The organism is Pseudomonas sp. 2848 (assembly GCF_003253945.1).
GTDB lineage: Bacteria > Pseudomonadota > Gammaproteobacteria > Pseudomonadales > Pseudomonadaceae > Aquipseudomonas.
This window is the reverse complement of sequence record NZ_QKZD01000007.1, coordinates 179,461-205,096: the sequence shown is the minus strand read 5'-3', so window position 1 is coordinate 205,096 and position 25,636 is coordinate 179,461. Positions and strand designations below refer to the sequence as shown.

Sequence of the window (25,636 nt, the reverse complement as noted above, 5' to 3'; positions counted from 1 at the left end):
CCCTTTCCGTAGCGAGTCAGAGCAGATCACATGGCGTTGCCGACCTTAAGGATCATTGGTTTCATCATCGGCATCTTCCTGATCACCCTGGCGGTGAGCATGGTGGTGCCCATGGCGACCCTGGTGGTCTTCGAGCGCACCGGCGACATGCCGTCGTTTCTCTGGTCGAGCCTGATCACCTTCCTCGCGGGCCTGGGCCTGGTCATCCCCGGCCGCCCCGAGCACGTGCACCTGCGCCCCCGCGACATGTACCTGCTGACCGTCAGCAGCTGGCTGGTGGTCTGCGTGTTCGCCGCCCTGCCCTTCCTGCTGACCCAGCACATCAGCTACACCGACGCCTTCTTCGAGAGCATGTCCGGCATCACCGCCACCGGCGCCACCGTGCTCAGCGGCCTGGACAGCATGTCGCCGGGCATCCTGATGTGGCGCTCGATGCTGCACTGGCTGGGCGGCATCGGCTTCATCGGCATGGCCGTGGCGATCCTGCCGTTGCTGCGCATCGGCGGCATGCGCCTGTTCCAGACCGAGTCCTCCGACCGTTCGGAGAAGGTCATGCCGCGCTCGCACATGGTCGCCAAGTCGATCGTGGCGGTGTACGTCGGCATCACCGTGCTCGGCAGCCTGGCCTTCTGGTGGGCGGGGATGGGCCTGTTCGATGCGATCAACCACGCCATGTCGGCGATCTCCACCGGCGGGTTCTCCACCTCCGACCAGTCCCTGGCCAAATGGGATATCCCTGCGGTGCACTGGGTCGCGGTGGTGGTCATGATCATGGGCAGCGTGCCCTTCACCCTGTACGTGGCCACCCTGCGCGGCCACCGCCGGGCGCTGATCAAGGACCAGCAGGTGCAGGGCCTGCTGGCCATGCTGGTGACCACCTGGCTGGTGCTTGGCACCTGGTACTGGGCCACCACCGAGCTGCACTGGCTCGATGCCCTGCGCCACGTGGCGCTGAACGTTACTTCGGTGGTCACCACCACCGGCTTTGCCCTGGGCGACTACAGCCTGTGGGGCAACTTCTCGCTGATGCTGTTCTTCTACCTGGGCTTCGTCGGCGGCTGCTCCGGCTCGACGGCCGGCGGTATCAAGATCTTCCGCTTCCAGGTCGCCTACATCCTGCTCAAGGCCAACCTCAACCAGCTGATCCATCCGCGCGCGGTGATCAAGCAGAAATACAACGGCCACCGCCTCGACGAAGAGATCGTGCGCTCGATCCTGACCTTCTCGTTCTTCTTCGCCATCACCATCTGCATCATCGCCCTGCTGCTGTCGCTGCTGGGCGTGGACTGGATGACCGCGCTGACCGGCGCCGCCGGCACCGTGTCGGGTGTCGGCCCGGGGCTGGGCGAAGTGATCGGCCCGGCCGGCAACTACGCGACGCTGCCAGATGCCGCGAAATGGATCCTTGCCGGCGGCATGCTGCTCGGTCGCCTGGAGATCATCACGGTGCTGGTGTTGTGCATGCCGGCGTTCTGGCGTCACTGACCGACAGGCGCGTGCGGTACTCGCTCGGCGTGCTGTCGAACCAGCGGCGGAACGCCCGGTAGAAGTTGCTCGGGTCAGCGAAACCCAGCAGGTAGGCGGTTTCCAGCAACGTGGTGCCTGGCTGCGCCAGGTACTGCTCGGCCAGTTCGCGGCGGGTGTCGTCGAGCAGGGTCTGGAAGCTGGTGCCCTCGTCCTGCAGGCGCCGCTGCAAGGTGCGTTGCGAAAGGTGCAGGGCCTGGGCCACGGTTTCGCGCTTGGGCTCGCCCTGGGGCAGGATGCGGCACAGTACCTGGCGCACGCGGTGGGTCACCCGGCTTTCCGAGAAACGCGCCAGGTACTCACCGGCGAAACGGTCGTGCAGCACCGCCATCGCCTCGTTGGCGGTCGGCAACGGCGCCTCCATGTCGGCGCGGGCGAACACCAGCGCATCATGGGGCGCGCCAAATTGCAGCGGTGCGTGGAAAGCCACCTTGTACGGCTCGACATTTTTCGGCAGTGCGCCCTGAATCAGTACCCGCCGCGGCTGGATCGGCCGCCCGCTGAGCCAGGTGCACAACGCCAGGGCGCAGGCCAGCGAGGCTTCGGCGCTGTGCCGGGTCGGCGGCAGGTGGTCGCCGTGCACGGTCAGCACCAGGGCATAGCCGTCGGGCTCGAGGCGAAAGCTCAGGTCCGAACTCTCCGCGATGATGCGCTGGTAGCGCACCAGGCGCTCGAAGCCCTCGGCCAGGGTGCGGCTGGACATCAGCGCGTAACCCACCACATGGAACGAGGCCGGCCGCACCACCCTGGCCATGTTAAGGCCAATGGCCTCGTTGCCCGACAGCTCGACCGCCAGCTGCCACAGGCGGGTCATCGAATCCTGGGTGAAGCGCGCGTCGGGGTCATCCAGTGCGGCGAAGTCGAGCCCGAGCTGCTTGAACATGGCCGGACAATCGAGCCCTTCCAGCTCGAGTGCCTTGACGATCCCTGATGCCCAGCTGGCTGACGTGGTTCTCTCACTCATGACAGGCTCTTGTGCTGACCGCTCCTGCGGTGAATCGAAAGGATACTCAATTGGCGCCTATTGTCACTGGCCACGGCACCCAGTGACTCTAGACTCGATTCAGGCTCCACGCCGTGTATCCTGTCAGCAAGACCCGCAGATCCGGAAGCCCGCCATGACCCGCACAGCGCAGTTCCGCAGTTTTGCCGAGTTCTACCCCTATTACCTGGGCGAGCACAGCAACCCCACCTGCCGCCGCCTGCATTTCGTCGGCACCAGCCTGGTGATCGCCCTGCTCGCCTACAGCATCGGCAGCGGCAAATGGCTGTTGCTGCTGGCCGTGCCACTGGCCGGCTACGGCTTCGCCTGGGCCGGGCATTTCTTCTTCGAGAAGAACCGCCCCGCCACCTTCAGCCACCCCTGGTACAGCCTGGTCGGCGACTTCGCCATGTTCCGCGACATCCTGCTGGGCCGCCTGAGCCTCTGAATCGGCCCGCAAGGCCAGGTTCGCGTCCCGGCGGGCCACTGCCAAAGCCCGGATCCTGGCCAACACTGCGGTATGTTCCCCGACACGAGCGGCACGCGGTGATGAGCAAGCAAGCCAATTTCAGCCACATGCGCGATGGCACCGCCCAGGATTGGGCGATCATCGCCGACGACTTTCGCGCCTACTCCCATCAGTTGCCCCAACGCATTCTCGCCCACCTGCGCCTGCTCGACGGCGACTTCGGCGGCTTCCCCATCGACCGCCTGAGCCATTCCCTTCAGACCGCCAGCCGCGCCCACCGCGACGGCCGCGATGAAGAGTACGTCGTCTGTGCACTGCTGCACGACATCGGCGACACCCTGGGCAGCTACAACCACCCGGATATCGCCGCGGCGATCCTCAAGCCGTTCGTCAGCGACGAGAACCTGTGGATGATCGAGAAACACGGGATCTTTCAGGGCTACTACTTCTTCCACCACCTGGGCATGGACCGTCACCTGCGCGAGCAATACCGCGATCACCCGCATTACCAGCGGACCCTCGAGTTCTGCGCCCGCTATGACGCGGCAGCGTTCGATCCGGACTATGAAAGCCTGCCGCTGGCGTTCTTCGAGCCGATACTGGAGCGCTTGTTCGCCCAGCCCAGGCAGTCGATCTACAAGGCCGCCCTGCCAGCCACCGCCTGACCTCACTACCGGTTCGCGATCACAGGCGAAGCCGGTGCCATGCAGCGCCGACGAGCCTAGGCCGGCTCGCCTAGCTCCGCCAAGCGCAACGCCGCCTCACGCGCCTGTGCCTCGGCAAACCGATACAGCTCGATCCGCCCGTCCCAGTGTTCGATCAGCGCCGTGCACGACTCCACCCAGTCGCCGCAGTTGAGGTAATCCACCTCGCCCACCTGGCGGATCTCGGCATGGTGGATATGCCCGCATACCACACCGTGGAAGCCACGCCGGGTGCACTCGTGGGCGATGCCGTCCTCGAAGTCGCTGATGAAGTTCACCGCGCCCTTGACCTTGTGCTTGAGGTACGCCGACAGCGACCAGTAGCCATAGCCGTAACGGGCGCGCCAGTGGTTGAGCCAACGGTTGAGCACCAGGGTGAACTCGTAGGCCCGGTCGCCCAGAAAAGCCAGCCAGCGGTGGTAGCGGGTGATCACGTCGAACTGGTCGCCGTGGATCACCAGCAGGCGCCGACCGTCGACGGTGAGGTGTTCGGCCTCGTCCACCAGCTGGATGTTGCCCAGGATCAGTTTCGAGTACCGCCGCAGGAATTCGTCATGGTTGCCGGTAACGTAGATCACCTCGGTGCCGCGCTTGCTCAGGGTCAGCAGGCGGCGGATGACATTGGTGTGGGCTTGGGGCCAGTAGATGCCGCTGCGCAGTTTCCAGCCATCGATGATATCGCCGACCAAGTAGATGCGCTCGGCCTGGTAGCCCTTGAGGAAGTGCGCGAGGTGTTCGGCCTGGCAGTCGCGGGTGCCCAGGTGTACATCGGAAATCCATAGGGTGCGCACACGCTGCTTGCGTGACGGGCGAAGGGGTTCGGCGTGGCTCATGGGCAGGCTCCGGCGCTGTTTGCTGGAGACTGGCAGGCGCAGGTGACAGATTGGTGGCAGGTACATGACCATCCTGCCCTCGCCTGCCGGTGTACAATCTTCGCCTGCCTCGTGAGGACTCACCATGACCGCCGGCCCCTTGCTCTCGTTGCGCCATTACCGCCACGACTTGATCGCCCACAGCCACGACCATCCACAGTTGGTGTTCGGCCTCGGCGGGCGCCTGGATTTCGAGGTGGATGGACGCGGCGGCCGGGTCGCTCGCCAGGACCTGATGGTGGTTCCCGCCGGTGCCCACCACACTTGCGGGAGCCGCGAGGGCAGCGATTGCCTGGTGCTGGACGTACCGGGCGGACACTGGCTCGGCGATCATCTCGGCGAGCACGCCGACGACAGCCGCCGCCTGCTCGACCGCCCCGGCCCACTGAGCCTGGACAGCCGACAGCAGCAACTGGTGGACTGGCTGGCAACCAGCCCCGTGGACGACCCGCTGATTGCCCGCCAGGGCGCGGTGTTGCTATTGGCGAGCCTCAATCCACAGGCCTGCGCCCCGGTACTGGCCAGCAGGCGCCTGCCCTATGCCGCCTTCGACCGCCATATCGAGCAGCACGCCGCCTACCCGCTGCAGGTCGCCGACCTGGCGCGGCTGGCCGGGCTGTCCAGTGCGCGGCTGCATGCGCGGTTTGCCAGCGAGTGCGGCATGACGCCGATGGACTACATCCGCCAACGGCGGCTGACGATGGCGCGCCGGCTGTTGCGTGAGACGGTGTTGCCGGTGGGCGAGATCGCCGCGCGCGTGGGGTATGGCTCGCAGAGCGCATTCAGCGCGGCGGTGCTGCGGGCGTTCGGCTGCACGCCGCTGGCGTTGCGGCGCGAGTCTGGCGACAACGGGCGCGAGGTGGGCGACAGATCTGCCTGAGGATCGAACATACACTGCTGCCTGTATCGACCTCATCGCGGGTCAAGCCCGCTCCAAGCCTTCAGCATCATCTGTGGGAATGGGCTTGCCCCGCGATGGAGCCAGCACGCAACGCTCACCGTACTCAAAGGACCACCATGAACCACCGCACCGCCCTCGGCGCCCTGCATATCGGCGCGCTGTTCTTCGGCCTGACCGGCGTCTTCGGCAAACTGGCCGCCAGTGCCAGTCCTACGATCATCGTCTTCGGCCGAGCCATGTTCGCCGTCCTGGCCCTGGGCCTGTTCGCCGGCCTGGCGCGCCAGGCCTGGCAACCACTGCGCGGCCAGGACCTGCGCCGCCTGCTGCTGGGGGGTGTGCTGCTGGCCGGGCATTGGGTGAGCTTCTTCATCGCGGTCAAGGTCGGCGGCGTGGCCATCGCCACCCTCGGCTTCGCCAGCTTCCCAGCCTTCACGGTGATCCTTGAAGGCTTGTTGTTCCGCGAACGCATCCGCCGCAACGAGGCTGTGCTGGTACTGCTGGTGAGCATCGGCCTGGTGCTGGTCACCCCCGCCTTCGACCTGGCCAGCGAGGCCACCGGCGGGCTGCTCTGGGCGTTGCTCTCAGGCCTACTGTTCTCGCTGCTGTCGCTGACCAACCGTGCCGGTTCCGGGCGCCTGCCCGCCGTGCAGGCGGCGCTATGGCAGAACCTGGTGGTGAGCCTGTGCCTGCTGCCATTCGCCGCGCCGGGCCTGACTGCCGTGGCGCCCATGGACTGGCTGTGGATCGCCCTGCTTGGCATCTTCTGCACCGGCGTCGCCCACAGCCTGTTCGTCGCTAGCCTCGCGGTGATCAAGGCGCGCACCGCCGCGGTGGTGTTCGGCATGGAGCCGGTCTATGGCATCGCCGTGGCCTGGGTGGTGTTCGCCGAACAGCCAACCCTGCGCATGCTCGCCGGTGGTGCCTTGATCATCTTCGCCATCGTCCTGTCCAGCCGCCTGGCCGCCGAGCAACCCACCCGGCAGACCGTGGCCGAAAGCGCCTGATCAGCGATCGTTGTGACCCAGGTCGCGCTGCGGATCGATCTGGTCACGCACCCGCTGCTTGAGCGCCTTGGCCTCGGGGAAGCCGCCGTCGGCCTTGCGCTCCCAGATCTGCACGCCGTCGCAGGTGATGCGGAACACCCCGCCGGTACCAGGCTCCAGGGCGACCTGGCCGAGGTCGTCAGCGAAGGTGCTGAGCAACTCCTGCGCCAGCCAGGCGGCGCGCAGCAGCCACTGGCACTGGGTGCAATAGGTAATGACAATTTGTGGCTTGCTGTCTGCCATGTCGGGGAACTCCGTAGGAAGGGCCGCTTATACTAGCGGTCTTTACCCTCTGGTTTGAGACTCACGATGCGCCGCCTGCTGTTCTGCCTCCTGCTGATGCTCACTTCCATCACCTTGCATGCCGCCGAAACGGCGCGGCCGAAAATCGGCCTGGTGCTGTCGGGCGGCGCCGCCCGCGGCCTGGCCCATATCGGCGTACTCAAGGCCCTGGAAGAACAGGGCGTGCGCATCGACGCCATCGCCGGCACCAGCATGGGCGCGGTGGTCGGCGGGCTGTACGCCTCGGGCTACAGCATCGCCGAACTGGAAAAACTGGCCACCACCCTGGACTGGCAACAGGCATTGTCCGACGCCCCGCCGCGCAAGGACGTGCCGTTCCGACGCAAGCAGGACGACCGTGACTTCCTGGTCAAGCAGAAGCTGAGCTTTCGCGACGACGGCAGCCTGGGCCTGCCGCTGGGCGTAATCCAGGGTCAGAACCTCGCCCTGCTGCTGGAAAGCAAGCTGGCCCATGCCGCCGACGTGCGCGACTTCGACAAGCTGCCGATCCCGTTTCGCGCCGTGGCCACCGACATCACCAGTGGCGAGAAGGTGATCTTCCGCCGCGGCCACCTGCCGCAGGTGATCCGCGCCAGCATGTCGATCCCGGCAGTGTTCGCCCCGGTGGAACTGGACGGCCGGCTGCTGGTGGACGGCGGCATGACCGACAACATCCCGCTGGACGTGGTGCGCGAGATGGGCGTGGACATGGCCATCGTCGTCGACATCGGCACCCCGCTGCGCAACCGCAAGCAATTGGCCACGGTGGTGGATGTGCTCAACCAGTCGATCACCCTGATGACCCGGCGCAACTCCGAGGAGCAACTGGCCAGCCTGCGCCGCGAAGACATTCTCGTCCAGCCGCCGCTGTCCGCGTTCGGCGTCACCGACTTCGGCCGCGCCCAGGACATGATCGATGCCGGCTACCGCGCCACCCGCGCCCTCGATCCGCGCCTGGCGGCGCTGCGCCAGCCCGAGGGCGACAGCAACCTGGCGGTGGCGCGCTCGCCGAAACAACGCACGCCGACCATCACGGCCATCAAGGTGGAGAACGACTCCAAGGTCAGCGACGACGTGATCCGCTACTACATCCGCCAACCCATCGGCGAGCAGCTGGACCTCGGCCGCCTGCAGACCGACATGGGCACCCTCTACGGGCTGGACTACTTCGACCAGGTGCAATACCGCGTCGCGCACAAGGGCGATGAACATACCCTGGTGATCAGCGCCCGCGGCCGGCGTGGCGGTACCGATTACCTGCGCCTGGGCCTGAACCTGTCGGACGACCTGCGCGGCGACAGCGCCTTCAACCTTGGTGCCAGCTACCGGGTCAACGGCATCAACCGGCTCGGCGGCGAATGGCTGACCCGGGCCCAGATCGGCGACGACCAGGAGCTGTACAGCGAGTTCTACCAGCCGCTGGACGTGGGCTCGCGTTACTTCATCGCCCCCTATCTGGCCCTGGGCTCGCAGAATGTGGAGGCCATCCTGGACAACGACCCGGTGGCCGAGTACCGCCTAGAACGTTACGGCTTCGGGCTCAATGTCGGGCGGCAGATCGGCACCTACGGCGAGGTGCGCCTGGGCGTGGGCAAGGCCTGGGGCAACGCCGAGGTGCGCATTGGCGACCAGGACTTGCCCAAGGTCAGCTTCAACGAGGGTTTCTACGAGCTCAAGTACTCCTTCGACACCTTCGACAACGTCTACTTCCCGCACAGCGGCGAAGACATCGGCCTAACCGTGCGCAAGTATGACAAGTCGCTGGATTCGGACCAGAACTACCGGCAGTGGCTGTTCAACCTGGACAAGGCCATCAGCAGCGGGCCGAACACCCTGGTGCTGGGCGGGCGCTACGGGCGCACCCTGGACGATGCCGAGGTGGTCACCTCAAGCTTCGTGTTCGGCGGGGCACGCCAGCTATCGGGCTTTCGCCAGGACTCGATCTCCGGGCAGAACATGAGCCTGCTGCGCATGGTCTACTACCGCCGCCTGACGCCACGGGCCTACCTGCCCCTGGACTTCCCGCTGTACCTGGGCGGGTCGCTGGAGCGCGGGCGGGCGTGGAACAACGACAACGAGTTCGACAGCGGCTACATCAATGCAGCGAGTATCTTCCTGGGGCTGGAAACGCCGCTGGGGCCGTTGAACCTGAGCTATGGCGCCAACGATGCGCATGAGAAGGCGGTGTACCTGAACCTGGGGCATACCTTCTAGAAATGATCGCGGGGCAAGCCGCACCCACAAGCCAAGCAGAATCTTGTGGGAGCGGGCTTGCCCCGCGATCTACGTCAAGCTCAGGACTTTTCGAGATTATCGAGAATCTTCGCATGCACGCGCATGCACACTTCCAGGTCGGCCTCATCGACCCCGGTGAACAACTCGAGCCGCAACGCATTGGCGATGGTCTCGATCTGGTCGATCAGCGGCTTGGCCGGCGGGCACAGCAGGATCTTCTTGGCCCGACGGTCTTCCATCACCGCCTGGCGGCGCACCAAGCCCTGGCTTTCCAGGCTGTCGAGCAGGCGCGCCAAGGTCGGGCCCTCGACGCCGACGCTCTGGGCCAGCTCGCGCTGGGTCGGCGCCTCCTCGAACCTGGCCAAGTGCAGCAGCACCAGCCAACGGGCTTGCGACAGGTTGAGCCCGGCCAGGCGGCGATCCAGCTCGGCGCGCCAGCCTCGGGACATCTGGGCCAGCTGCATGCCGAAGCGGTGTTGGTTGTCGGTCAGGGGCATAAGTAACTCAATGAATAGAACTAATTATTAGCCAGCTAACCATGGCCCGACCGATCAGGCAAGGTTCGACGCCACGGAAATGACTGATAATCATGTAAGGGTATGACAAAGGTCAGCAAATAGCACAAATGCCGGCAATCACACACCGAACTCCACGGCAAGCGCCGCCCGCACGCAGTGCAGCACACCTTCCGGCACCCGCTGGCCGAACAGCGGTGCCACAGCGGACACCGCAGGCAGCTCGCCCTCGCCGTCGAGGAAGGCGTCCTGCACTTCCATCATCAGCTCTTCGGGCAGGTCCAGTGCCTGCTCCAGGCTCAGCTCCTGGCGGCCGATGGCCTCGGCCAGCAAGCTGTAGACGTTCTTCTCAGTGCAGTTGAGTTGCCCGGCGATCTGTGCCGGTGTCATGCCGGCGCGGGCCAGGCTGACCAGTTCGTGGCGTAGGTCGAGCACCACCTTCGGCGCTTCATCGGTGCCACCGGCGCCATTGAGCACCTCAAGGAAGGCCTGGCCGTAGCGCTCCAGCTTGCGCGCACCGACACCACTGACCTGGGCCATGTCGCCGAGGCTGGTAGGCATGCTGCGCAGCATCTCCAGCAAGGTGGAGTCGGGGAAGATGACATAAGGCGGCACGCTGTGCTCTTCGGCCAGCTTGCGCCGCAAGGTGCGCAACGCCTCCCACAATTCGCGTTCCTCGGCGCGCACCAGCTGGCTGGCCGGGCTGCCGCCACTGCCGCCGGACGCCTTGGCCGCGGTCTGCGGCTTGAGGTCGCGGCGCAGTTGCAGGTTCACCTCACCGCGCAACAGCGGTCGGCAGCTGTCGGACAGGCGCAGGCCGCCGTAGCCTTCCAGGTCGATGTCCACCAGGCCACGCGCCACCAACTGGCGGAACAGCGAGCGCCATTCGGCCTCGGCCAGCGCCTTGCCGACGCCGAACACCGACAGCTTCTCGTGGCCGAAACTGCGCACTTTCTCGGTGTCCTTGCCCAACAGCACATCGACCAGATGGCCGACACCATAGCGCTGGCCGGTGCGGAACACCGCCGACAAGGCCTGGCGCGCAGGCTCGGTGGCGTCCCAGGTCTGCACATTGTCGACGCAGTTGTCGCAGTGCCCGCAGGGCTGTTCCAGCACCTCGTCGAAATAGGCCAGCAACGACTGGCGGCGGCAACGGGTTTCCTCGCACAGGGCCAGCATGGCGTCGAGCTTGTGCTGCTCGATGCGCTTGTGGCGCTCGTCGCCCTCGGAGTTCTGCAGCATCTGCTTGAGCATCACCATGTCCTGCAGGCCGTAGGCCATCCAGGCGTCCGACGGCAGGCCGTCACGGCCGGCACGGCCGGTCTCCTGGTAATAGGCCTCGAGCGACTTGGGCAGGTCGAGGTGGGCAACGAAACGCACGTTGGGCTTGTCGATACCCATGCCGAAGGCGATGGTCGCGACCATGATCAGCCCTTCCTCGTTGAGGAAGCGGTGCTGGTTGGCGGCGCGGGTCTCCGCAGCCAGGCCGGCGTGGTACGGCAACGCCGGGAAGCCCTGCTCGCAGAGGAAGGCCGCGGTCTCGTCGACCTTCTTGCGCGACAGGCAATAGACGATACCGGCGTTGCCGCGCCGCTCGCCGAGGAACGCCATCAACTGCTTGCGCGGCGCCTCCTTGGGCACGATGCGGTAGAAGATGTTCGGTCGGTCGAAGCTCGACAGGAAACGCTCGGCGCCCTGCAGGTGCAGGCGCTGGACGATCTCCTCGCGGGTACGCATGTCGGCGGTGGCGGTCAGGGCGATGCGCGGCACATGGGGGAACAGCTCGGCAAGCTGGCCCAGTTGCAGGTATTCCGGGCGGAAGTCGTGGCCCCATTGCGAGACGCAGTGGGCCTCGTCGATGGCGAACAGGGAAATGTCCAGGCCACGCAGGAAGTCCAGCATGCGCGGCTGCACCAGGCGCTCGGGGGCCAGGTACAGCATTTTCACCTCACCGCGACGCAGGCGCCCGGCCAGGTCGCGCTGCTGCTCGGCGCTGAGCGTGGAGTTCAGCGCAGCGGCGGCCACGCCCAGCTCGTCGAGGGTGGCGACCTGGTCGTCCATCAGCGCGATCAGCGGCGACACCACCACCGTCAAGCCGGGGCGCAGCAAGCCGGGCACCTGGAAACACAGGGACTTGCCGCCACCGGTGGGCATCAGTACCAGTGCGTCGCCGCCGCCCGCCACACATTCGATGATCGCTGCCTGGCGCCCGCGGAAACTGTCGTAACCGAAGACATCCTTGAGGACGCGCTGAGCCTGTTCGAGCATTTGCCACTCCAAAATCGCCGTACCATCCTGGACTCAGGCTGGACGATAAATCCGCCGCGCACACACCGAATGCGTAAGCGGTTTTTGCCGGATGGCCGCAAAACGCCACCTGGCACGAAAAACCGCGGAGTATACCCGACTGCCGCGCCCCCCGGCATGCCCCGGTGACGGACGTTCCCTTTGCCCCGCGAGCGCCGCAAGGTGCTAGAATTCAGCATCGTTTATTCCCCAAGGTAGCCCTGTAATGTCCTTCGCCGAGCAACTGACCCGCCTGCAAGCCTTCCTCGACGCCGATGAGCTGCACGAAGAAGCGCTGGACTACGTCGCCGCCCACGGCTACCTGACCGCGCTGTCGATCTGCTCTGAAGAAGTTCCAGAACGCGAATGGATCGATGCGCTGTTCGCCGAAGAACCCCATTACGCCAGCGATGCCCAACGCACCGAGATCGAGGCCACCCTGGTCGCGCTCAAGGGGCACATCGCCCGCCAGTTGGCCAGCGACGAGGAATTCGACCTGCCTTGTGAGCTTGACCTGACCGAAGAGCCGGACGACTCCGACCTGCGCGGCTGGTGCATCGGCTTCATGGAGGGCGTATTCCTGCGTGAAGAGGCCTGGTTCGAGAACGCCGAGGAAGAAGTCAGCGAAATGCTGCTGCCGATCATGGTCGGCTCGGGCCTGTTCGACGAACAACCCGAGTTTGCCGACATTGCCGGCAACGCCAACCTGCAGGACGACATGATCGTGCAGATCCCCGAGGCACTGAGCGCGTTGTTCCTGCTGCTGCACGCCCCCGAAGAGAAGCCCGCCCTGCTCAAGCCACGCCACCACTGACCAAGGTGGTGCGCTACCTGCTGCTGGCCGTCGGCTGGCTCAGCGTCGCGCTGGGGGTGGCGGGGATCTTCCTGCCGGTATTGCCCACCACCCCGTTCCTGCTGCTGGCGGCGGCCTGCTTCGCCCGCAGCTCGCCGCGTTTTCACCACTGGCTGGTGAACCACCCGAAACTCGGACCTTGGATACGCGACTACCTCAGCGGTGAGGGGATCCCGCTCAAGGGCAAGGTGTATGCGATCGGCCTGATGTGGGCGAGCATCGGGCTGTCCTGCTACCTGGTGCCGTTGTTCTGGGCGCGGGCGTTCATGCTGACCAGCGCGGTACTGGTCAGTGCCTGGATCCTCAAGCAGAAGACCTTGCACCGGCCACAGTGACGCCATCGCGGGGCGGACTTGCCCCGCGATGCGCTGCTGGCTTACACCGTATCCACCTTCAACGAGTGGTCATTGAGCATGCCGTTGATGATGGTCGCGGTGTCATGCCCGGCCGCGATCAGCCCCCCTGCCCCGGCCGAAACGCCATAATGCTGCGCCAGGTCCACCCCAGCCAGGTCGATGGTCTGGGTCGGCGCCGCGCCGGCGACGCTGCTGACCTCGATGGTCGACACCACATTGGTGCCGGTGCCACTGATCTTGAAGTGCAGGTAGTCGTCCAGCGACGCACTGGTGGCGTTCTCGCCCTGTAGCAGTTGCGACAGATCCAGACGATCACTGCCAGGGGTGAAGTCGGTCACGGTGTCGTGCCCGGTCTCGCCCTTCTGCCAGACAAAGCTGTCATTGCCACTGCCGCCGGTGAGCGTGTCGTTGCCCGGCCCGCCAATCAGGATGTCGTTGCCCGCACCGCCCTTGAGCACATCGTTGCCCACGCCGCCGTTGAGCAGGTTGTCACCGTCATTGCCGGTCAGGGTGTCGTTGTAGTCCGAGCCGATCAGATTCTCGATACCGCTGAGGGTGTCCAGCCCGGCACCGACGGTGTTCTGCTGCCCGACATGGCCAAGATCCACGGTCACGCCGGCGGTGGCCTTGGCGTAGCTGGCAGTGTCATTGCCGGCTCCTCCGTCGAGCAGGTCGTTGCCAGGACCACCGATCAGCAGGTCGTCGCCATCACCACCGTACAGGCTGTTGTTGCCCGCCCCCGCCACCAGCACATCGTTGCCGGCGCCACCGTTGAGGGTGGTATCGCCGGCCCCGGCCAGCAGTACATCGTCACCGCCGGTGCCGGTAAGGGTGTTGCCGGCCTGGTAAGTGATATCCACCGCTCCGCTGCCGTAGCCGCCATGGTTGTCGCTGACGGTGTAGCTGCCGTGATAGTCCTCGTTGCTGGCATTGCTGTAGTCCACCACCAGGCTAAGCTTGTAGTTCTCGGCAGCCTTGCTGTTGCCAGCGGCGTTCTCGGTATTGATCACATGGATGCTGTACACCCCGTCATGGGTGGCCGTGAAGCTGCCGCCGTCGACGATGGACTGGTAGCTGCCGCCGGCATCCTTCCACTCCATCAGCAGGTTGCCCGCGGGCCGGTCATGGTCGAGGGTGAGGGTTTCTCCCTTGCGCAGGGTCACCGTCAGGGTGTCCTCGTCGTTGGCATTGGCGGTGCTGATCGAGCCCAGGTAACCAGCCACCACCAGGGCAGCGGTCATGCTGCCGTTGAGGCTGGTGAACTCGCTGCGGGCCAGGTCGCGCAGCTGGTTCTCGGCCTTGTTGGCGGTGGCATCGAACTTGATGGTCTGTGCCTGGGTGCCCGCCGTGAAGCCCGCGCCCTTGTCGGCGAAGTTGGTATTGAAGGTGGTCGGCGCGGCACTCAGGGTGTCGTGGTCCGGGTCGCGGTCATTGGCCAGCAGCGCCTCTGCCGGCACCGTCAGGGTGGCGCCCTTGATATTGGTGATGATGTGGTCGGCACCAGCGACCGGCGCGCCATTGCTGTTGATGTTGATTGTCAGGCTGGCACTGCGGGTATCGCCGTCGTTGTCGCTGGCGGTAAAGCCGAACTTCTCCACCTGGCCGCTGCCGTTGTCCTTCGCTGGCGTGTAGGTGAACTCGCCGCTGTCCATGTTCACCACCAGGGTGCCGCCCAGGCTAGTCTTGATGTTCAGGCTGTTGCTCACGGTGTCGAAGGTGGCTTTGTCCGCGCCGCCACTGGCTGCGTATCCGCCCTGCCCAGCATTGGCCTTCGGATCGTAGGTATAGGTGGTGCCATCGACCAGCAGCGCCTTGATGAAGCCGCCATCAGCCCCGAAATCGCCGCCGCTCATGAGGCTGCCGGTAATCGGCGCGCCCTGCACCGTGCCGGAGAGCACCGCGCCTAGCTGGCTGAGGTCGGTGACCACTACCGAATTGGTATCGGTATGGCTGCTGCCGTCGTAGGCCAGCGGATTGAGATTGCCCTCGTTGACCCCACTGCCCATGCCGATGGCGTAGGACTTGATGCCGGTGCTGTCGAGGAAGGACTCCCAGGCGGCTTCCCGTGGCGCGGTCATGGCATGACCATTGGTGGGCTCACCGTCGGAGAAGAAGTAGCTGATGTTCTGCGCGCCTACCAGTTTGCCGGTGGTGGCGAAGGCTTCCTGGGCCTTGGTCGCCGCCGAATCGTAGTAGGTCGAGCCACCTGGGCTGAGCCCGGCGATCAGGTTCTTGGCCTCGCCGATCGTGACCCATACCGGAGTCTGCACCTGCGCGCCGGTGCCGAAGGTGACGATCTGCACCTTGATGTCGCCCATCTCGTCATACTTGTCGAGCAAGGCATTGATCGCCTGCTTGGCCAGTTCCAGACGGGTCAGCCCCGGCACGCCGGAGCTTGCCGCCATGCTGCTGGACACATCCACCACCAGCAGGATGTTGGAGTCCACCTGGCCGGGCGTGATGCTGCGTACCGCGCACTGGACCGTCGGCATATCGTCGACGATGTTGATGGCGATGGTGCTGGTGACGCTGTTGCCCAAGGCGTCGGTAGCCTTGTAGGTGAAGTACTCGTTGACGGTGTTGGCGCCGTCGTTGGCACCACCCGGGGTCTTCGGCGCCGAGGTCAGGGTATAGGTGTAGGAACCGTCGGCATTGAGCTGGATCTGCCCGTACTGGCCCACAGCATTGCCGACCAGGCTGTAGGTCAGTGCGCCGACGCCGCCCTGGACCGAACCGACCAGGCTGCCAGAGGCCGTCTCGCCAGTGGAGCCCGGCTCGCTGCCGGTGACGGTGCCGGCGGCCAAGTCATTGCCGTCCTTGTGCAGGTCCAGGGCTTTTTCATACACGGTGACGTCGTTGTCCTCGCACGCCACCAGCTTGCTGTCCTGCACATTGATGCGAATGGTCGTGGTGCTCTCGTCGCCGTCGGCGTCACGGATGGTGTAGACGAAGCTGTCGGTCGCGCCGGCGGCCGGCACGCTGTCGGGATTGGCGTGGTAGGTCGCGTTGCCCTGGCTGTCCAGGGTCAGGTAGCCGTACTGGCCAACGATGGCGTCGCCGACATGGCCAACCGCCGAGGTCGAGGTGTCGGAGCCGGCGCGCACACCGACCACGTACTGCCCATCGGCACGCACATCGGCACCGACCACATCATTGTCCAGCACGTTGCCGCTGACGCTGGCCCCCTCCTTGACCGAGGCCACGTCGCAATGGGCCTTGGGCACGTCGTCGACGATACTGACCACGATGGTGCTGGTAGTGGTATTGCCGAGCGAGTCGCTCACCTGGTAGGTGAAGCTCTCCGTAACCACGTTCGGGCCATCGTTGATGTGGTTGGGCGAATTCGCCGCCGAGGTCAGGGTGTAGGTGTAGGAACCATCCGCGTTAAGCTGGATCTGGCCATACTGGCCGGTGGCATTGCCGACCAGGGTGAAGGTCAAGGCACCGATACCGCCGCTGACCGAGCCTGCCAGCGAACCGCTGGTGGTTTCCGTGGTGGCGTGCGGGTCGCTACCGGTGACGTTGCCCGCAGCCAGGTCGTTGCCATCCTTGGTCAGGTCCAGGGCTTTCTCGTAGACCTTGGCCGTCTCGTCCGGGCAGGCCACCAGCGAAATGTCGTGCACATCGATGGTGAGGGTGGTGGTGCTTTCATCGCCATCGGCATCGCGGATGGTGTAGACGAACACGTCCGTGGCACCGGCTGGCGCCACCGCATTGGGATTGGCGTGGTAGGTGGCATTGCCCTGGGCGTCGAGCGTCAGGTAGCCATATTGCCCTGCCACGTTGCTGCCCAGCTGGCCAATGGCCGAGGTCGAGGTGTCGCTTCCGGCACGCACGCCGACCACATACTGCCCATCGGCACGCACATCGGCACCAACCACGTCGTTGACCAGCACATTGCCGCTGACCGTGCCGCCTTCGTAGACATTGACGAAATCGCTATGGGCCTTGGGCACGTCGTCGACGATGCTGACCACAATGGTGCTGGTGGTGGTGTTGCCGAGCGAATCCTTGACCTGGTAGGTGAAGCTCTCGGTGACCACGTTCGGGCCATCGTTGACGTGATTGGGCGAGTTCGCCGCCGAGGTCAGGGTGTAGGTGTAGGAACCATCACTGTTCAACTGGATCTGGCCATACTGGCCGGTGGCATTGCCGACCAGGGTGAAGGTCAACCCACCGATACCGCCGCTGACCGAGCCTGCCAGCGAACCACTGGTGGTTTCCGCACTGGACTGCGGATCGCTGCCGGTGACATTGCCCGCTGCCAGGTCGTTGCCGTCCTTGGTCAGGTCCAGGGCTTTCTCGTAGACCTTGGCCGTGTCATCCGGGCAGGCGACCAGGGAGTTGTCGTGCACGTTGATGGTGATCGTGGTGGTGCTTTCGTCGCCATCGGCATCGCGGATGGTGTAGACGAACACGTCCGTGGCACCGGCCGGCGCCACCGAATTGGGATTGGCGTGATAGGTGGCATTGCCCTGGGCGTCGAGCGTCAGGTAGCCATATTGCCCCGCCACGTTGCTGCCCAGCTGGCCGGTGGCCGAGGTCGAGGTGTCGCTGCCTGCGCGCACGCCAACCACATACTGCCCGTCGGCCCGCACATCGGCGCCGGTCACATCGTTGACCAGCACATTGCCGCTGACAGTGCCGCCTTCGTAGACATTGGCAAAGTCGCTGTGAGCCTTGGGCACGTCGTCGACGATGTTGATCACGATGGTGCTGGTGGTGGTGTTGCCGAGCGAATCCTTGACCTGGTAGGTGAAGGATTCCGTCAACACATTCGGGCCGTCGTTGACGTGATTCGGCGAGTTCGGCGCGGAGGTCAAGGTGTAGGTGTAGGTGCCGTCCGAATTCAGTTGGATCTGGCCATACTGGCCGCTGGCGTTGCCGACCAGGGTGAAGGTCAGCCCGCCCACGCCACCGCTGACGGAACTGGCCAACGAACCGCTGGCCGTCTCGCCGGTGGAGCCCGGTTCACTGCCGGTAACATTGCCACCGGCCAGGTCGTTGCCATCCTTGTTCAGATCAAGTGCTTTCTCGTAGACCGTGACCTCGCTGTCAGGGCCGGCGACCAGCGAGCAATCGCGCACGTCGATGGTAATGGTGGTAGTGCTTTCGTCACCGTCACTGTCACGCACGGTATAGACGAAGACATCCGTGGCGCCCGCCGGAGCGACGGCGTTGGGGTTGGCGTGGTAGGTGGCGTTGCCTTGGGCATCGAGGGTCAGGTAACCGTACTGGCCCTGGACCGGATCGCCCAATTGGCCATTGGCCGATGTCGAGGTATCGGAGCCGGCTCGCACACCCACCACGTAACGACCATCGCCCCGTACGTCCGCGCCGGACGTATCGTTGTCGAGCACGTTGCCGCTGACCGTGCCGCCTTCGACAACACTGGCCGCATCGGGATTGGCCTTGGGCAGGTCGTCGATGATGTTCACGTCCAGCGAGCCAGTGGCGGTGCTGCCATCGGTGTCCGTGGCGGTGACGGAGAAGTGCTCGGACAGGCTGTTGGCGCCGTCGCCGCTGGCGTGGTTCTCGTTGTCCAGCAAGGTGTAGCTGTAGCTGATCACACCCGTGGCCGGGTTGAAACCGGTGATGGTCAGGGTGTTGCCCAGCGCCGTGGTGATCGACTGCGGGAAACTTGCCGCCACGCCGCCACTGACCACGGTGATGCCGCCGACGCTCAAGGTCTGCAGGCCATCGGGCGCCGCTACCGTGAAGGTGCCGCTCTGCGTCAGCGCACCGGGATTGGGTGCACTGCCGTCAGCCAGGTTCTTCTCGTAGACGGTCAGCTCGCCGCCATTGACGTCCAGGCCGCCGAGGGTCACCGGGTCATTGAGGTTGCTGACGTTGAGGGTCAGGGTCGCCGTGCTGGTGTCGCCGTCGGCGTCTTTCAGGGTGTAGGTAAAGTTCTCCACCCCACTGCCGCCACCGTGCAGGTTCTTGAAGTCCGGATCGTTGGTATTGAGGGTGTAGGTGTAGGAACCATCCGCCGCCAGCACCAGGGTGCCGTAGGTGCCGACGAAGGTACCGGCCACCACCGGGCCGCTGGGAATGCGGTCCGCGCCCTGGATATCGTTGGTCAGCACATTGCCGCTGAGTTCCAGATGCTGCTCGGTAGCGGTGCTGGCATTGCTGTCGTTCACGGCGCGTGGCACGTCGTCACGGACGATAACGTCCAGCGTGCCGCTGGCCACATCGCCATCGGTATCGCTGACCAGCACCGGGAACTGCTCGCCCAACGTATTGGTCCCGGCACCGTCCGGATGATGTTCCGCGCCGGTCAGGGTGTAGCTGTAGCTCACCACGCCCGTGGCCGGGTTGTAGCCGGTGATGGTCAGCACATTGCCGAGCCCGGTGACGATGGACTGGCCGACGCCGGTCACCACGCCTGCGGTGACCACATTGATGCCACCGACACTGAGGTTGAACACGCCATCGGCGGCAACCACCGTGAAGCTGCCCGACTGGGCCAAGGCCGCAGGGTTGCTGGCCGAGCCCTGGGGCAGGTTCGCCTCGTCCAGGATCAACTCGGCGGGGCTGACATCCAGGCCGGTGAGGCTGACCGGATTGTCAGCGGGGGGCGCGCTGGCCGGCAGGGGCACCGCGTCATTGCCATCGAGCCCACCAAGCTCGAGATTGGCCAGCAAAGGGAAGCCGTTGAAGCCCGCCGTAGGGAAACCAATGGTGGGATCCACCCGACCGGCCACCTCGGTCAGTATCACGAAACTGTGGCCGCCACCGAGCGCACCCGACACGCCGCCAGGGTTGCCGCCCGCCGCGGTCGCTTCAGCTTCCTGCGTGGGGTCAGCGCCTGCGGCAATGGCTTTTTGCAGTTGCTCGACGTCACTGAGCTGGGCGTTGCTAGGCTGCGCGTCCGGCGCCAGTACATGAGGAGCGCGATCGGCCAGCAGGTCGGGGGTCATCTCCAGGCTGCTGCCACGGCCCAGGGTCAGTTCGGCACCGTTTTGCAAGCGCACCGCCACCGCGCCCTCACTCCCGGTCTCCAGTTGCTCGCCGGCGAACAGGCGATCCCCTTCCACCAAAAGACGGCGATGACCGTCATCGCCCACCGCGAATACCTGGCCGACTACCTTGCCGACCACACCGACTAATTTAGCCATGAGCGTACGCCTCCCCTGCCGATGGGCTTTTCGCAGATCAAGGCGTGCCGGGTAAAGTACGCAACGGTCCAAGTGCCATGGTTGTTGGAACCGCTGCTGTCACGTTCGTGAGAAACCACGCTCCCTGTGACGACTGCCGCGATAGTGGATAGGGCGAATGGCCATTATTAAGTGCCATTTTTTTGTCGCCAAATTCCGCTTTCGCCTTCCTCCCCTGTCTCCTTAGCTGCAAAAAATCTGGAACTTTCACCAAGGCCCGAAAATCGCCTGTCCCAGCCAATTCCCGTAACCACCTGAATGAAACAATGTCCCGGATTCCTTAGACCGCATAAGTTTTTTTTCGCATATATCTTATGAAAAAATCTTCTTAGCTCGCCCGACAAATGTTCTTAGCTCTGTTGTTACAAACCTGAAACGGTTTGATTCTAATTTTTCGTCATTTTTTTGGCGAATAGCAGGACATTATTCGAGACCAGGGAGATGTACCCCATGCGCGCTTTAACCCCCATCACCAGTGCGATTTTGTTGGCCATGGCGTGTGCCAACAGTCAGGCGATGTCGATTACCGAGGCTGTCCAGAACGCCGTGGACCAGCATCCCGAGATCAGCGCCAGCCGCAACAGCAGGCTGTCGGCCGACGAGGATGTGAAGTTCGCCCGCGGGGGGTACTACCCAACCGTCGATCTGGTCGCGGGCTACGGCCGGCAACGTTCGGACAATACCAACACCCGCGGCTTCAACCCGGACGGCACACGTAACCACAACAAGGAAACGCTCAACTACACCCAATCCGAGTTGCGTCTGCGGCAGATGCTGTTCGACGGCTTCAATACCTCCAACGAGGTCGCCCGCACCGAAGCGGTGGCCACCTCGCGCGCCTACTACACCCAGGCCACCGCCGAGAGCATCGCCCTGCGTGCCATCGAGGTCTACCTCGAGGTACTCAAGCGCCGTGAACTGGTAACCCTGGCCAAGAACAACCTGCAGGCCCACCTGCGGGTCAACGACCAGATCGGCCTGCGCAGCGAACGCGGCGTGGGCAGCACCGCCGACCTCGACCAGTCCCGCGCCCGTCGCGCCCTGGCCGAAAACAACCTGGACACCGCCGAGGTCGACCTGGCCGACGCCGAGGCCAACTTCTACAGCGTAGTCGGGCGCCTGCCCGATGAACTGGAAACACCCGTCACGATCAAGGGCGAAGTGCCGGGCGACCTGCTCAATGCCCGCCAGGGCATGCTGGAGAACAACCCCTACCTCAAGTCGGCGCAGGCTGACGTACGCTCCGCCGAGCAGCAGTACGAAGTGGCCAAGTCGCCCTTCTACCCACGCCTGGACGCGGTGCTGGCCACCGGTGCCAACAACAACCTCGGCGGCCAGAAAGGGCATGACAACAATGACTGGCAGGCCGGCGTCGAGCTCAGCTACAACCTGTTCCGCGGTGGCAGCGACAAGGCCCGCCTGCAGTCGGACGCGCACAAGATCAACCAGGCGATGGACATCCGCAACAATGCCCTGCGCGAGTTGAACGAAAACCTCAGCCTGGCCTGGAACGCGATGAACAATGCCCGCAAGCAGACCCCGAGCGCCCGCGAGTACGCCGAGACCACCCAGCGCGTGCGTGCCGCCTACCAGGACCAGTTCGGCCTGGGCCAGCGCACCCTGCTCGACGTGCTCGACAGCGAGAACGAGCTGTACAACGCCAACCGTCGCTACACCGAGGTGCGCTATACCGAAGAGTTCTCCATGTACCGGGTACTGGCGACCATGGGCGAGCTGCTGAGCAAGCAGCGTATCTCGCTGCCGCCGGAAGCCATCGCCAAGACCGAAGTGCGCAACGAGGCGAAATTGCCTGACATGCGTTAGGTTCTGACGAGACAAGGGATTTTTCGCCAGCGCCCATTTCCCGTCCACCGCGGCAGGAGTAGGCCATCGTGACCAGTATGCAAAGCGCGCAACCGCGCCTGGATGTTGATGATCCGTTGCTCGATGGCCTGCTGATCCTGTGCAAGCTGCATGGCTGCATGGCCAGCCGTGCCAGCCTGTGCAGCGGCCTGCCATTGGCAGAGCAGCGCCTGGGGCTGGGCCTGCTGCCCCGCGCCGCCGCGCGCGCCGGGCTTCAGGCTCGTGTACTGCAGCGTGCCCTGGACGCCATCTCCCCGCTCAACCTGCCGGTGCTGCTGATCCTCAATGACGGCCGCAGCGCCGTGCTGCAACGCTGGGGTGAAAACGGCCGGGCATTGCTGCTGCCATGCGAGGCCGAAGGCGGTGAGCAGTGGGTCGAGCGCGAAGCCCTGGCCGAGGCCTACAGCGGCCAGGCCCTGTTCGCCCGCCCACGGCATACCCTGGAGGACGTGCGCGCGCCGCTCATCCCGCGGGTCAACGCCTGGTTCCGCGACACCCTGCGCCACTCCCGCTGGCTGTACAGTGATGCCCTGCTGGCCAGCCTGCTGATCAACCTGCTGGGCCTGATGGTGCCGCTGTTCGTCATGCAGACCTACGACCGCGTGGTCCCCAACCAGGCGCTGTCCACCCTTTGGGTGCTGGTCGCCGGCCTGTTCATCGGTACCGCCTTCGAACTGGTGCTGCGCATGGTTCGCGCCCACCTGCTGGACCAGGCCGGCAAGAAGACCGACCTGATTCTCTCCGCCACCTTGTTCGAACGCATCACCGGCATGAGCATGAAGGCGCGCCCGGCCACCATCGGCGGCTTCGCCCAGAGCATCCATGACTTCCAGGGGCTGCGCGAATTCCTTACCGCAGTGACCCTGACCAGCATCATCGACCTGCCGTTCGTGGCCCTGATGCTGCTGGTGATCGGCCTGCTCGGGGGCTGGCTGGTGGTGATCCCGCTGATCGCCTTCCCACTGGCGGTAGGCCTGGCGCTGTTCATCCAGGTACGCCTGCGCGACACCGTGCAAAAAAGCCTGAGCCTCGGCGCGGTGCGCCAGGCGCTGCTGATCGAGACCCTCGGCGGCCTGGAAACCCTGAAAGCCTGCGGCGCCGAAAGCGAACGCCAGTACCAGTGGGAACATACCAACGGCGCCATCGCCCGCCTCGACGCCCATGCCCGCAACCTGTCGTCGCTGGCCAGCAACGGCACGCTGTTCATCCAGCAGTTCTGCGGCATGGCGACGATCGTCGCCGGGGTGTACAGCATCATCGCCGGCAACCTCAGTGTCGGCGCGCTGGTGGCCAGCTACATGCTCGGCAGCCGGGTGCTCGCCCCGCTTGGCCAGATTGCCGGGCTGATCACCCGCTACCAGCAGGCCCAGCTGACCATGCGCAGCACCGACGCCCTGATGAGCCTGCCCCAGGAGCGCGAGGCCGAGCACCAGGCGCTGGAACACACCGCGCTGCAAGGTGGCATCACCATCAACCACGCCACCTTCCGCTATGCCGGGCAAACGGCGCCAGCCCTCAACGACGTGAGCGCCACTCTCAAGCCGGGCGAACGCATCGGTATCATCGGCCGCAGCGGCTCGGGCAAGAGCACCCTTGCCCGGCTGTTGATGGGCTTCCATCACCCCGACGAAGGCCAGGTGCTGCTGGACAACCTCGACCTGCGCCAACTGGATATCAGCGACCTGCGCAGCCAGCTCGGCTACGTGGCCCACGACCTGCCGCTGCTGGCCGGCAGCCTGCGCGACAATCTTACCCTCGGCGCACGGCACGTCAGCGATGCGCGCATGCTCGAGGTGGCCGAACTGACCGGCGTCAGCGAGCTGGCCCGCCAGCACCCGCAAGGCTTCGACCGCCCGGTGGGCGAGCGCGGCCAGCTGCTCTCCGGCGGCCAGCGCCAGGCCGTGCTGCTGGCCCGGGCGCTGCTGCTGGAGCCGCCGATCCTGATTCTCGACGAGCCCACCAGCCACATGGACAACAGCAGCGAGGAGCAACTGCGCCAGCGCCTGCTGAACTGGGTGCCCGGCAAGACCCTGCTGCTGGTCACCCACCGCACCTCGATGCTCAGCCTGGTGGACCGGTTGCTGGTGCTGGACAACGGCAAGATCGTTGCCGACGGGCCGAAGGATGCGGTCATCGACGCGCTGCGCAAGGGCCGTATCGGCGCGGCGCTGTGAACCAACACTGTTGAATCCCTGTGGGAGCGGGCCCCGGCCTGCATCGGAGGTAGAACATGCCCATCAGCCACAGCGTGCGCAGCTACCTCCAGGGCGGCGACAGCCGCGCCGAACGCGACTATATGCCAGAGTTGGCCGGCGCCACCCTGCAGGAGTCCCCCAGCCTGTCGCGCCTGACCGTGTGGCTGGCGGCGATCCTGCTGCTGGTGGCGCTGGTCTGGGCCAACTTCGCGGTGCTCGACGAAGTCACCGTCGGCGAAGGCAAGGCGATCCCGTCGAGCAAGGTGCAGGTGGTGCAGAACCTCGAAGGCGGCATCGTCACCGAGATCTTCGTGCGCGAGGGGCAGATGGTCGACAAGGGCGCCACCCTCCTGCGCCTGGATGACACGCGCTTCAAGTCGAACAAGGGTGAAAGCGAGGCCGACCGTTACGCCCTCAGCGCGCAGGTGGAACGCCTGTCGGCCGAATCCGAAGGCCGCCCCTTCGTGCTGTCGAGCGAAGTCCGCGCCAAGGCCCCGCAGGTGGCCGAGGACGAGGCCGCGCTGTACGAATCACGCCAGCGCCGCCTGACCAGCGAGAAGCAGACCCTCAATGAACAGCTGCGGCAGAAGACCCAGGAGCTGGCCGAGTTCCGTTCCAAGGTCGACCAGTACCGCTCGGCGGTGGGCTTGTTGCAGCAGGAGCTGGACATGTCCTCGCCGCTGGTGAGCAAAGGCGCCATCTCCCCGGTGGAGATCCTGCGCCTCAAGCAGCGCAGCGTCGAGGCGCGCGGCCAGCTGAACGCGACCAACCTGGCCATCCCCCGCGCCGAAGCGGCAATCGCAGAGATCCGCAGCAAGATCCAGGAATCGGACGCAAGCTTTCGCTCCGACGCCGCCAAGGAGCTCAACGACAAGCGCACCGAACTGTCGAAGATCACCGCCACCAGCATCGCCATCGACGACCGGGTCAACCGCACCACCGTGGTGTCGCCGGTGCGCGGCATCGTCAAGCTGCTCAAGGTCAACACCATCGGCGGCGTAGTGCAGCCGGGCAGCGACCTGGTGGAGATCGTGCCGATTGAGGACAACCTGCTGATCGAGGCCAAGGTGCGGCCACAAGATGTGGCGTTCCTGCACCCGGGGCAGACCGCGATGGTCAAGTTCAGCGCCTACGACTACACCATCTACGGCGGGCTCAAGGCCAAGCTGGAACTGATCGGCGCGGACACCGTCACCGACGACAAGGGCAATGCGTTCTACCTGATCCAGGTGCGCACCGACAAGAACCACCTGGGTGGCGACAACAAGCCGCTGCTGATCATCCCGGGGATGGTCGCCACGGTGGACATCATCACCGGGCAGAAGAGCGTGCTGGACTATCTGTTGAAGCCGGTGATGAAGGCCCGGACCGAGGCCTTGCGCGAGCGCTGACC

At 65.1% G+C, this 25,636-nt stretch carries 17 protein-coding genes; 11 read left to right on the top strand and 6 right to left on the bottom strand.

Going from position 1 to position 25,636, the window contains the following annotated elements:
• Positions 1–30 precede the first annotated feature (30 nt).
• Positions 31–1,485: a TrkH family potassium uptake protein gene (locus DFS21_RS15765; RefSeq protein WP_102684313.1), complete on the top strand. Its 1,455-nt coding sequence runs from the start codon at positions 31–33 to the stop codon at positions 1,483–1,485.
• On the opposite strand, the gene DFS21_RS15760 is transcribed toward DFS21_RS15765, so the two are convergent.
• The gene (locus DFS21_RS15760) at positions 1,442–2,488 is read right to left on the bottom strand and encodes an AraC family transcriptional regulator (RefSeq protein WP_110701025.1); all 1,047 of its coding nucleotides are present in this window, start codon (positions 2,486–2,488) and stop codon (positions 1,442–1,444) included. The two genes, DFS21_RS15765 and DFS21_RS15760, sit on opposite strands and share 44 nt — an antisense overlap.
• 154 nt (positions 2,489–2,642) lie before the next feature.
• On the opposite strand from DFS21_RS15760, the gene DFS21_RS15755 reads away from it, so the two are divergent.
• Both DFS21_RS15755 and DFS21_RS15750 read left to right on the top strand, forming a co-directional pair.
• The gene (locus tag DFS21_RS15755) at positions 2,643–2,954 is read left to right on the top strand and encodes a DUF962 domain-containing protein (RefSeq protein ID WP_023631733.1); all 312 of its coding nucleotides are present in this window, start codon (positions 2,643–2,645) and stop codon (positions 2,952–2,954) included.
• Between the two features lie 101 nt (positions 2,955–3,055).
• Positions 3,056–3,640, top strand: a complete 585-nt coding sequence (locus DFS21_RS15750; RefSeq protein WP_111532642.1) for an HD domain-containing protein — start codon at positions 3,056–3,058, stop codon at positions 3,638–3,640.
• A gap of 56 nt (positions 3,641–3,696) precedes the next feature.
• Here the strand turns inward: DFS21_RS15750 and DFS21_RS15745 are convergent, their stop codons facing one another.
• Complete coding sequence (locus DFS21_RS15745; protein ID WP_111532673.1) at positions 3,697–4,512, bottom strand: UDP-2,3-diacylglucosamine diphosphatase; 816 nt, start codon at positions 4,510–4,512, stop codon at positions 3,697–3,699.
• Between the two features lie 124 nt (positions 4,513–4,636).
• Between DFS21_RS15745 and DFS21_RS15740 the strand changes: the two genes are divergently transcribed.
• Together DFS21_RS15740 and DFS21_RS15735 are read left to right on the top strand one after the other, a co-directional pair.
• Positions 4,637–5,431 carry an AraC family transcriptional regulator gene (locus tag DFS21_RS15740; protein ID WP_110701029.1) on the top strand — a complete coding sequence of 265 codons (795 nt, stop codon included), beginning with the start codon at positions 4,637–4,639 and terminating at the stop codon, positions 5,429–5,431.
• Between the two features lie 137 nt (positions 5,432–5,568).
• Positions 5,569–6,456, top strand: a complete 888-nt coding sequence (locus DFS21_RS15735) for a DMT family transporter (RefSeq protein ID WP_102684308.1) — start codon at positions 5,569–5,571, stop codon at positions 6,454–6,456.
• Here DFS21_RS15735 and DFS21_RS15730 read toward each other — a convergent pair whose 3' ends face one another.
• Positions 6,457–6,738, bottom strand: coding sequence for a SelT/SelW/SelH family protein (locus tag DFS21_RS15730; protein WP_023633166.1), 282 nt, complete (start codon positions 6,736–6,738; stop codon positions 6,457–6,459). It lies immediately after the preceding gene.
• Positions 6,739–6,804: 66 nt separating this feature from the next.
• Between DFS21_RS15730 and DFS21_RS15725 the strand changes: the two genes are divergently transcribed.
• Positions 6,805–8,991 carry a patatin-like phospholipase family protein gene (locus DFS21_RS15725; RefSeq protein WP_111532641.1) on the top strand — a complete coding sequence of 729 codons (2,187 nt, stop codon included), beginning with the start codon at positions 6,805–6,807 and terminating at the stop codon, positions 8,989–8,991.
• A gap of 80 nt (positions 8,992–9,071) precedes the next feature.
• Here DFS21_RS15725 and DFS21_RS15720 read toward each other — a convergent pair whose 3' ends face one another.
• The gene (locus tag DFS21_RS15720) at positions 9,072–9,509 is read right to left on the bottom strand and encodes a MarR family transcriptional regulator (RefSeq protein ID WP_102684306.1); all 438 of its coding nucleotides are present in this window, start codon (positions 9,507–9,509) and stop codon (positions 9,072–9,074) included.
• 138 nt (positions 9,510–9,647) lie between these two features.
• Positions 9,648–11,795 carry a DNA helicase RecQ gene (recQ, locus tag DFS21_RS15715; RefSeq protein WP_111532640.1) on the bottom strand — a complete coding sequence of 716 codons (2,148 nt, stop codon included), beginning with the start codon at positions 11,793–11,795 and terminating at the stop codon, positions 9,648–9,650.
• 244 nt (positions 11,796–12,039) lie between these two features.
• On the opposite strand from recQ, the gene DFS21_RS15705 reads away from it, so the two are divergent.
• Both DFS21_RS15705 and DFS21_RS15700 read left to right on the top strand, forming a co-directional pair.
• The gene (locus DFS21_RS15705; RefSeq protein ID WP_023630694.1) at positions 12,040–12,627 is read left to right on the top strand and encodes a YecA family protein; all 588 of its coding nucleotides are present in this window, start codon (positions 12,040–12,042) and stop codon (positions 12,625–12,627) included.
• An 8-nt stretch (positions 12,628–12,635) separates the two neighbouring features.
• Positions 12,636–13,001, top strand: a complete 366-nt coding sequence (locus tag DFS21_RS15700; RefSeq protein ID WP_110701035.1) for a YbaN family protein — start codon at positions 12,636–12,638, stop codon at positions 12,999–13,001.
• A gap of 41 nt (positions 13,002–13,042) precedes the next feature.
• On the opposite strand, the gene DFS21_RS15695 is transcribed toward DFS21_RS15700, so the two are convergent.
• A complete protein-coding gene (locus DFS21_RS15695) occupies positions 13,043–20,146 on the bottom strand; it encodes a retention module-containing protein (protein WP_111532639.1) in 7,104 nt (2,367 codons plus the stop codon).
• Between the two features lie 489 nt (positions 20,147–20,635).
• On the opposite strand from DFS21_RS15695, the gene DFS21_RS15690 reads away from it, so the two are divergent.
• The 3 genes from DFS21_RS15690 to DFS21_RS15680 all read left to right on the top strand — a co-directional run bounded on the left by DFS21_RS15690 (position 20,636) and on the right by DFS21_RS15680 (position 25,634).
• Positions 20,636–22,009, top strand: a complete 1,374-nt coding sequence (locus tag DFS21_RS15690; RefSeq protein WP_102684321.1) for a TolC family outer membrane protein — start codon at positions 20,636–20,638, stop codon at positions 22,007–22,009.
• 77 nt (positions 22,010–22,086) lie between these two features.
• Positions 22,087–24,222, top strand: a complete 2,136-nt coding sequence (locus tag DFS21_RS15685) for a type I secretion system permease/ATPase (protein ID WP_110701039.1) — start codon at positions 22,087–22,089, stop codon at positions 24,220–24,222.
• Positions 24,223–24,278: 56 nt separating this feature from the next.
• Positions 24,279–25,634 (top strand): HlyD family type I secretion periplasmic adaptor subunit, encoded by a 1,356-nt coding sequence (locus DFS21_RS15680; RefSeq protein ID WP_046854598.1) that lies wholly within the window; start codon positions 24,279–24,281, stop codon positions 25,632–25,634.
• Positions 25,635–25,636 lie beyond the last annotated feature (2 nt).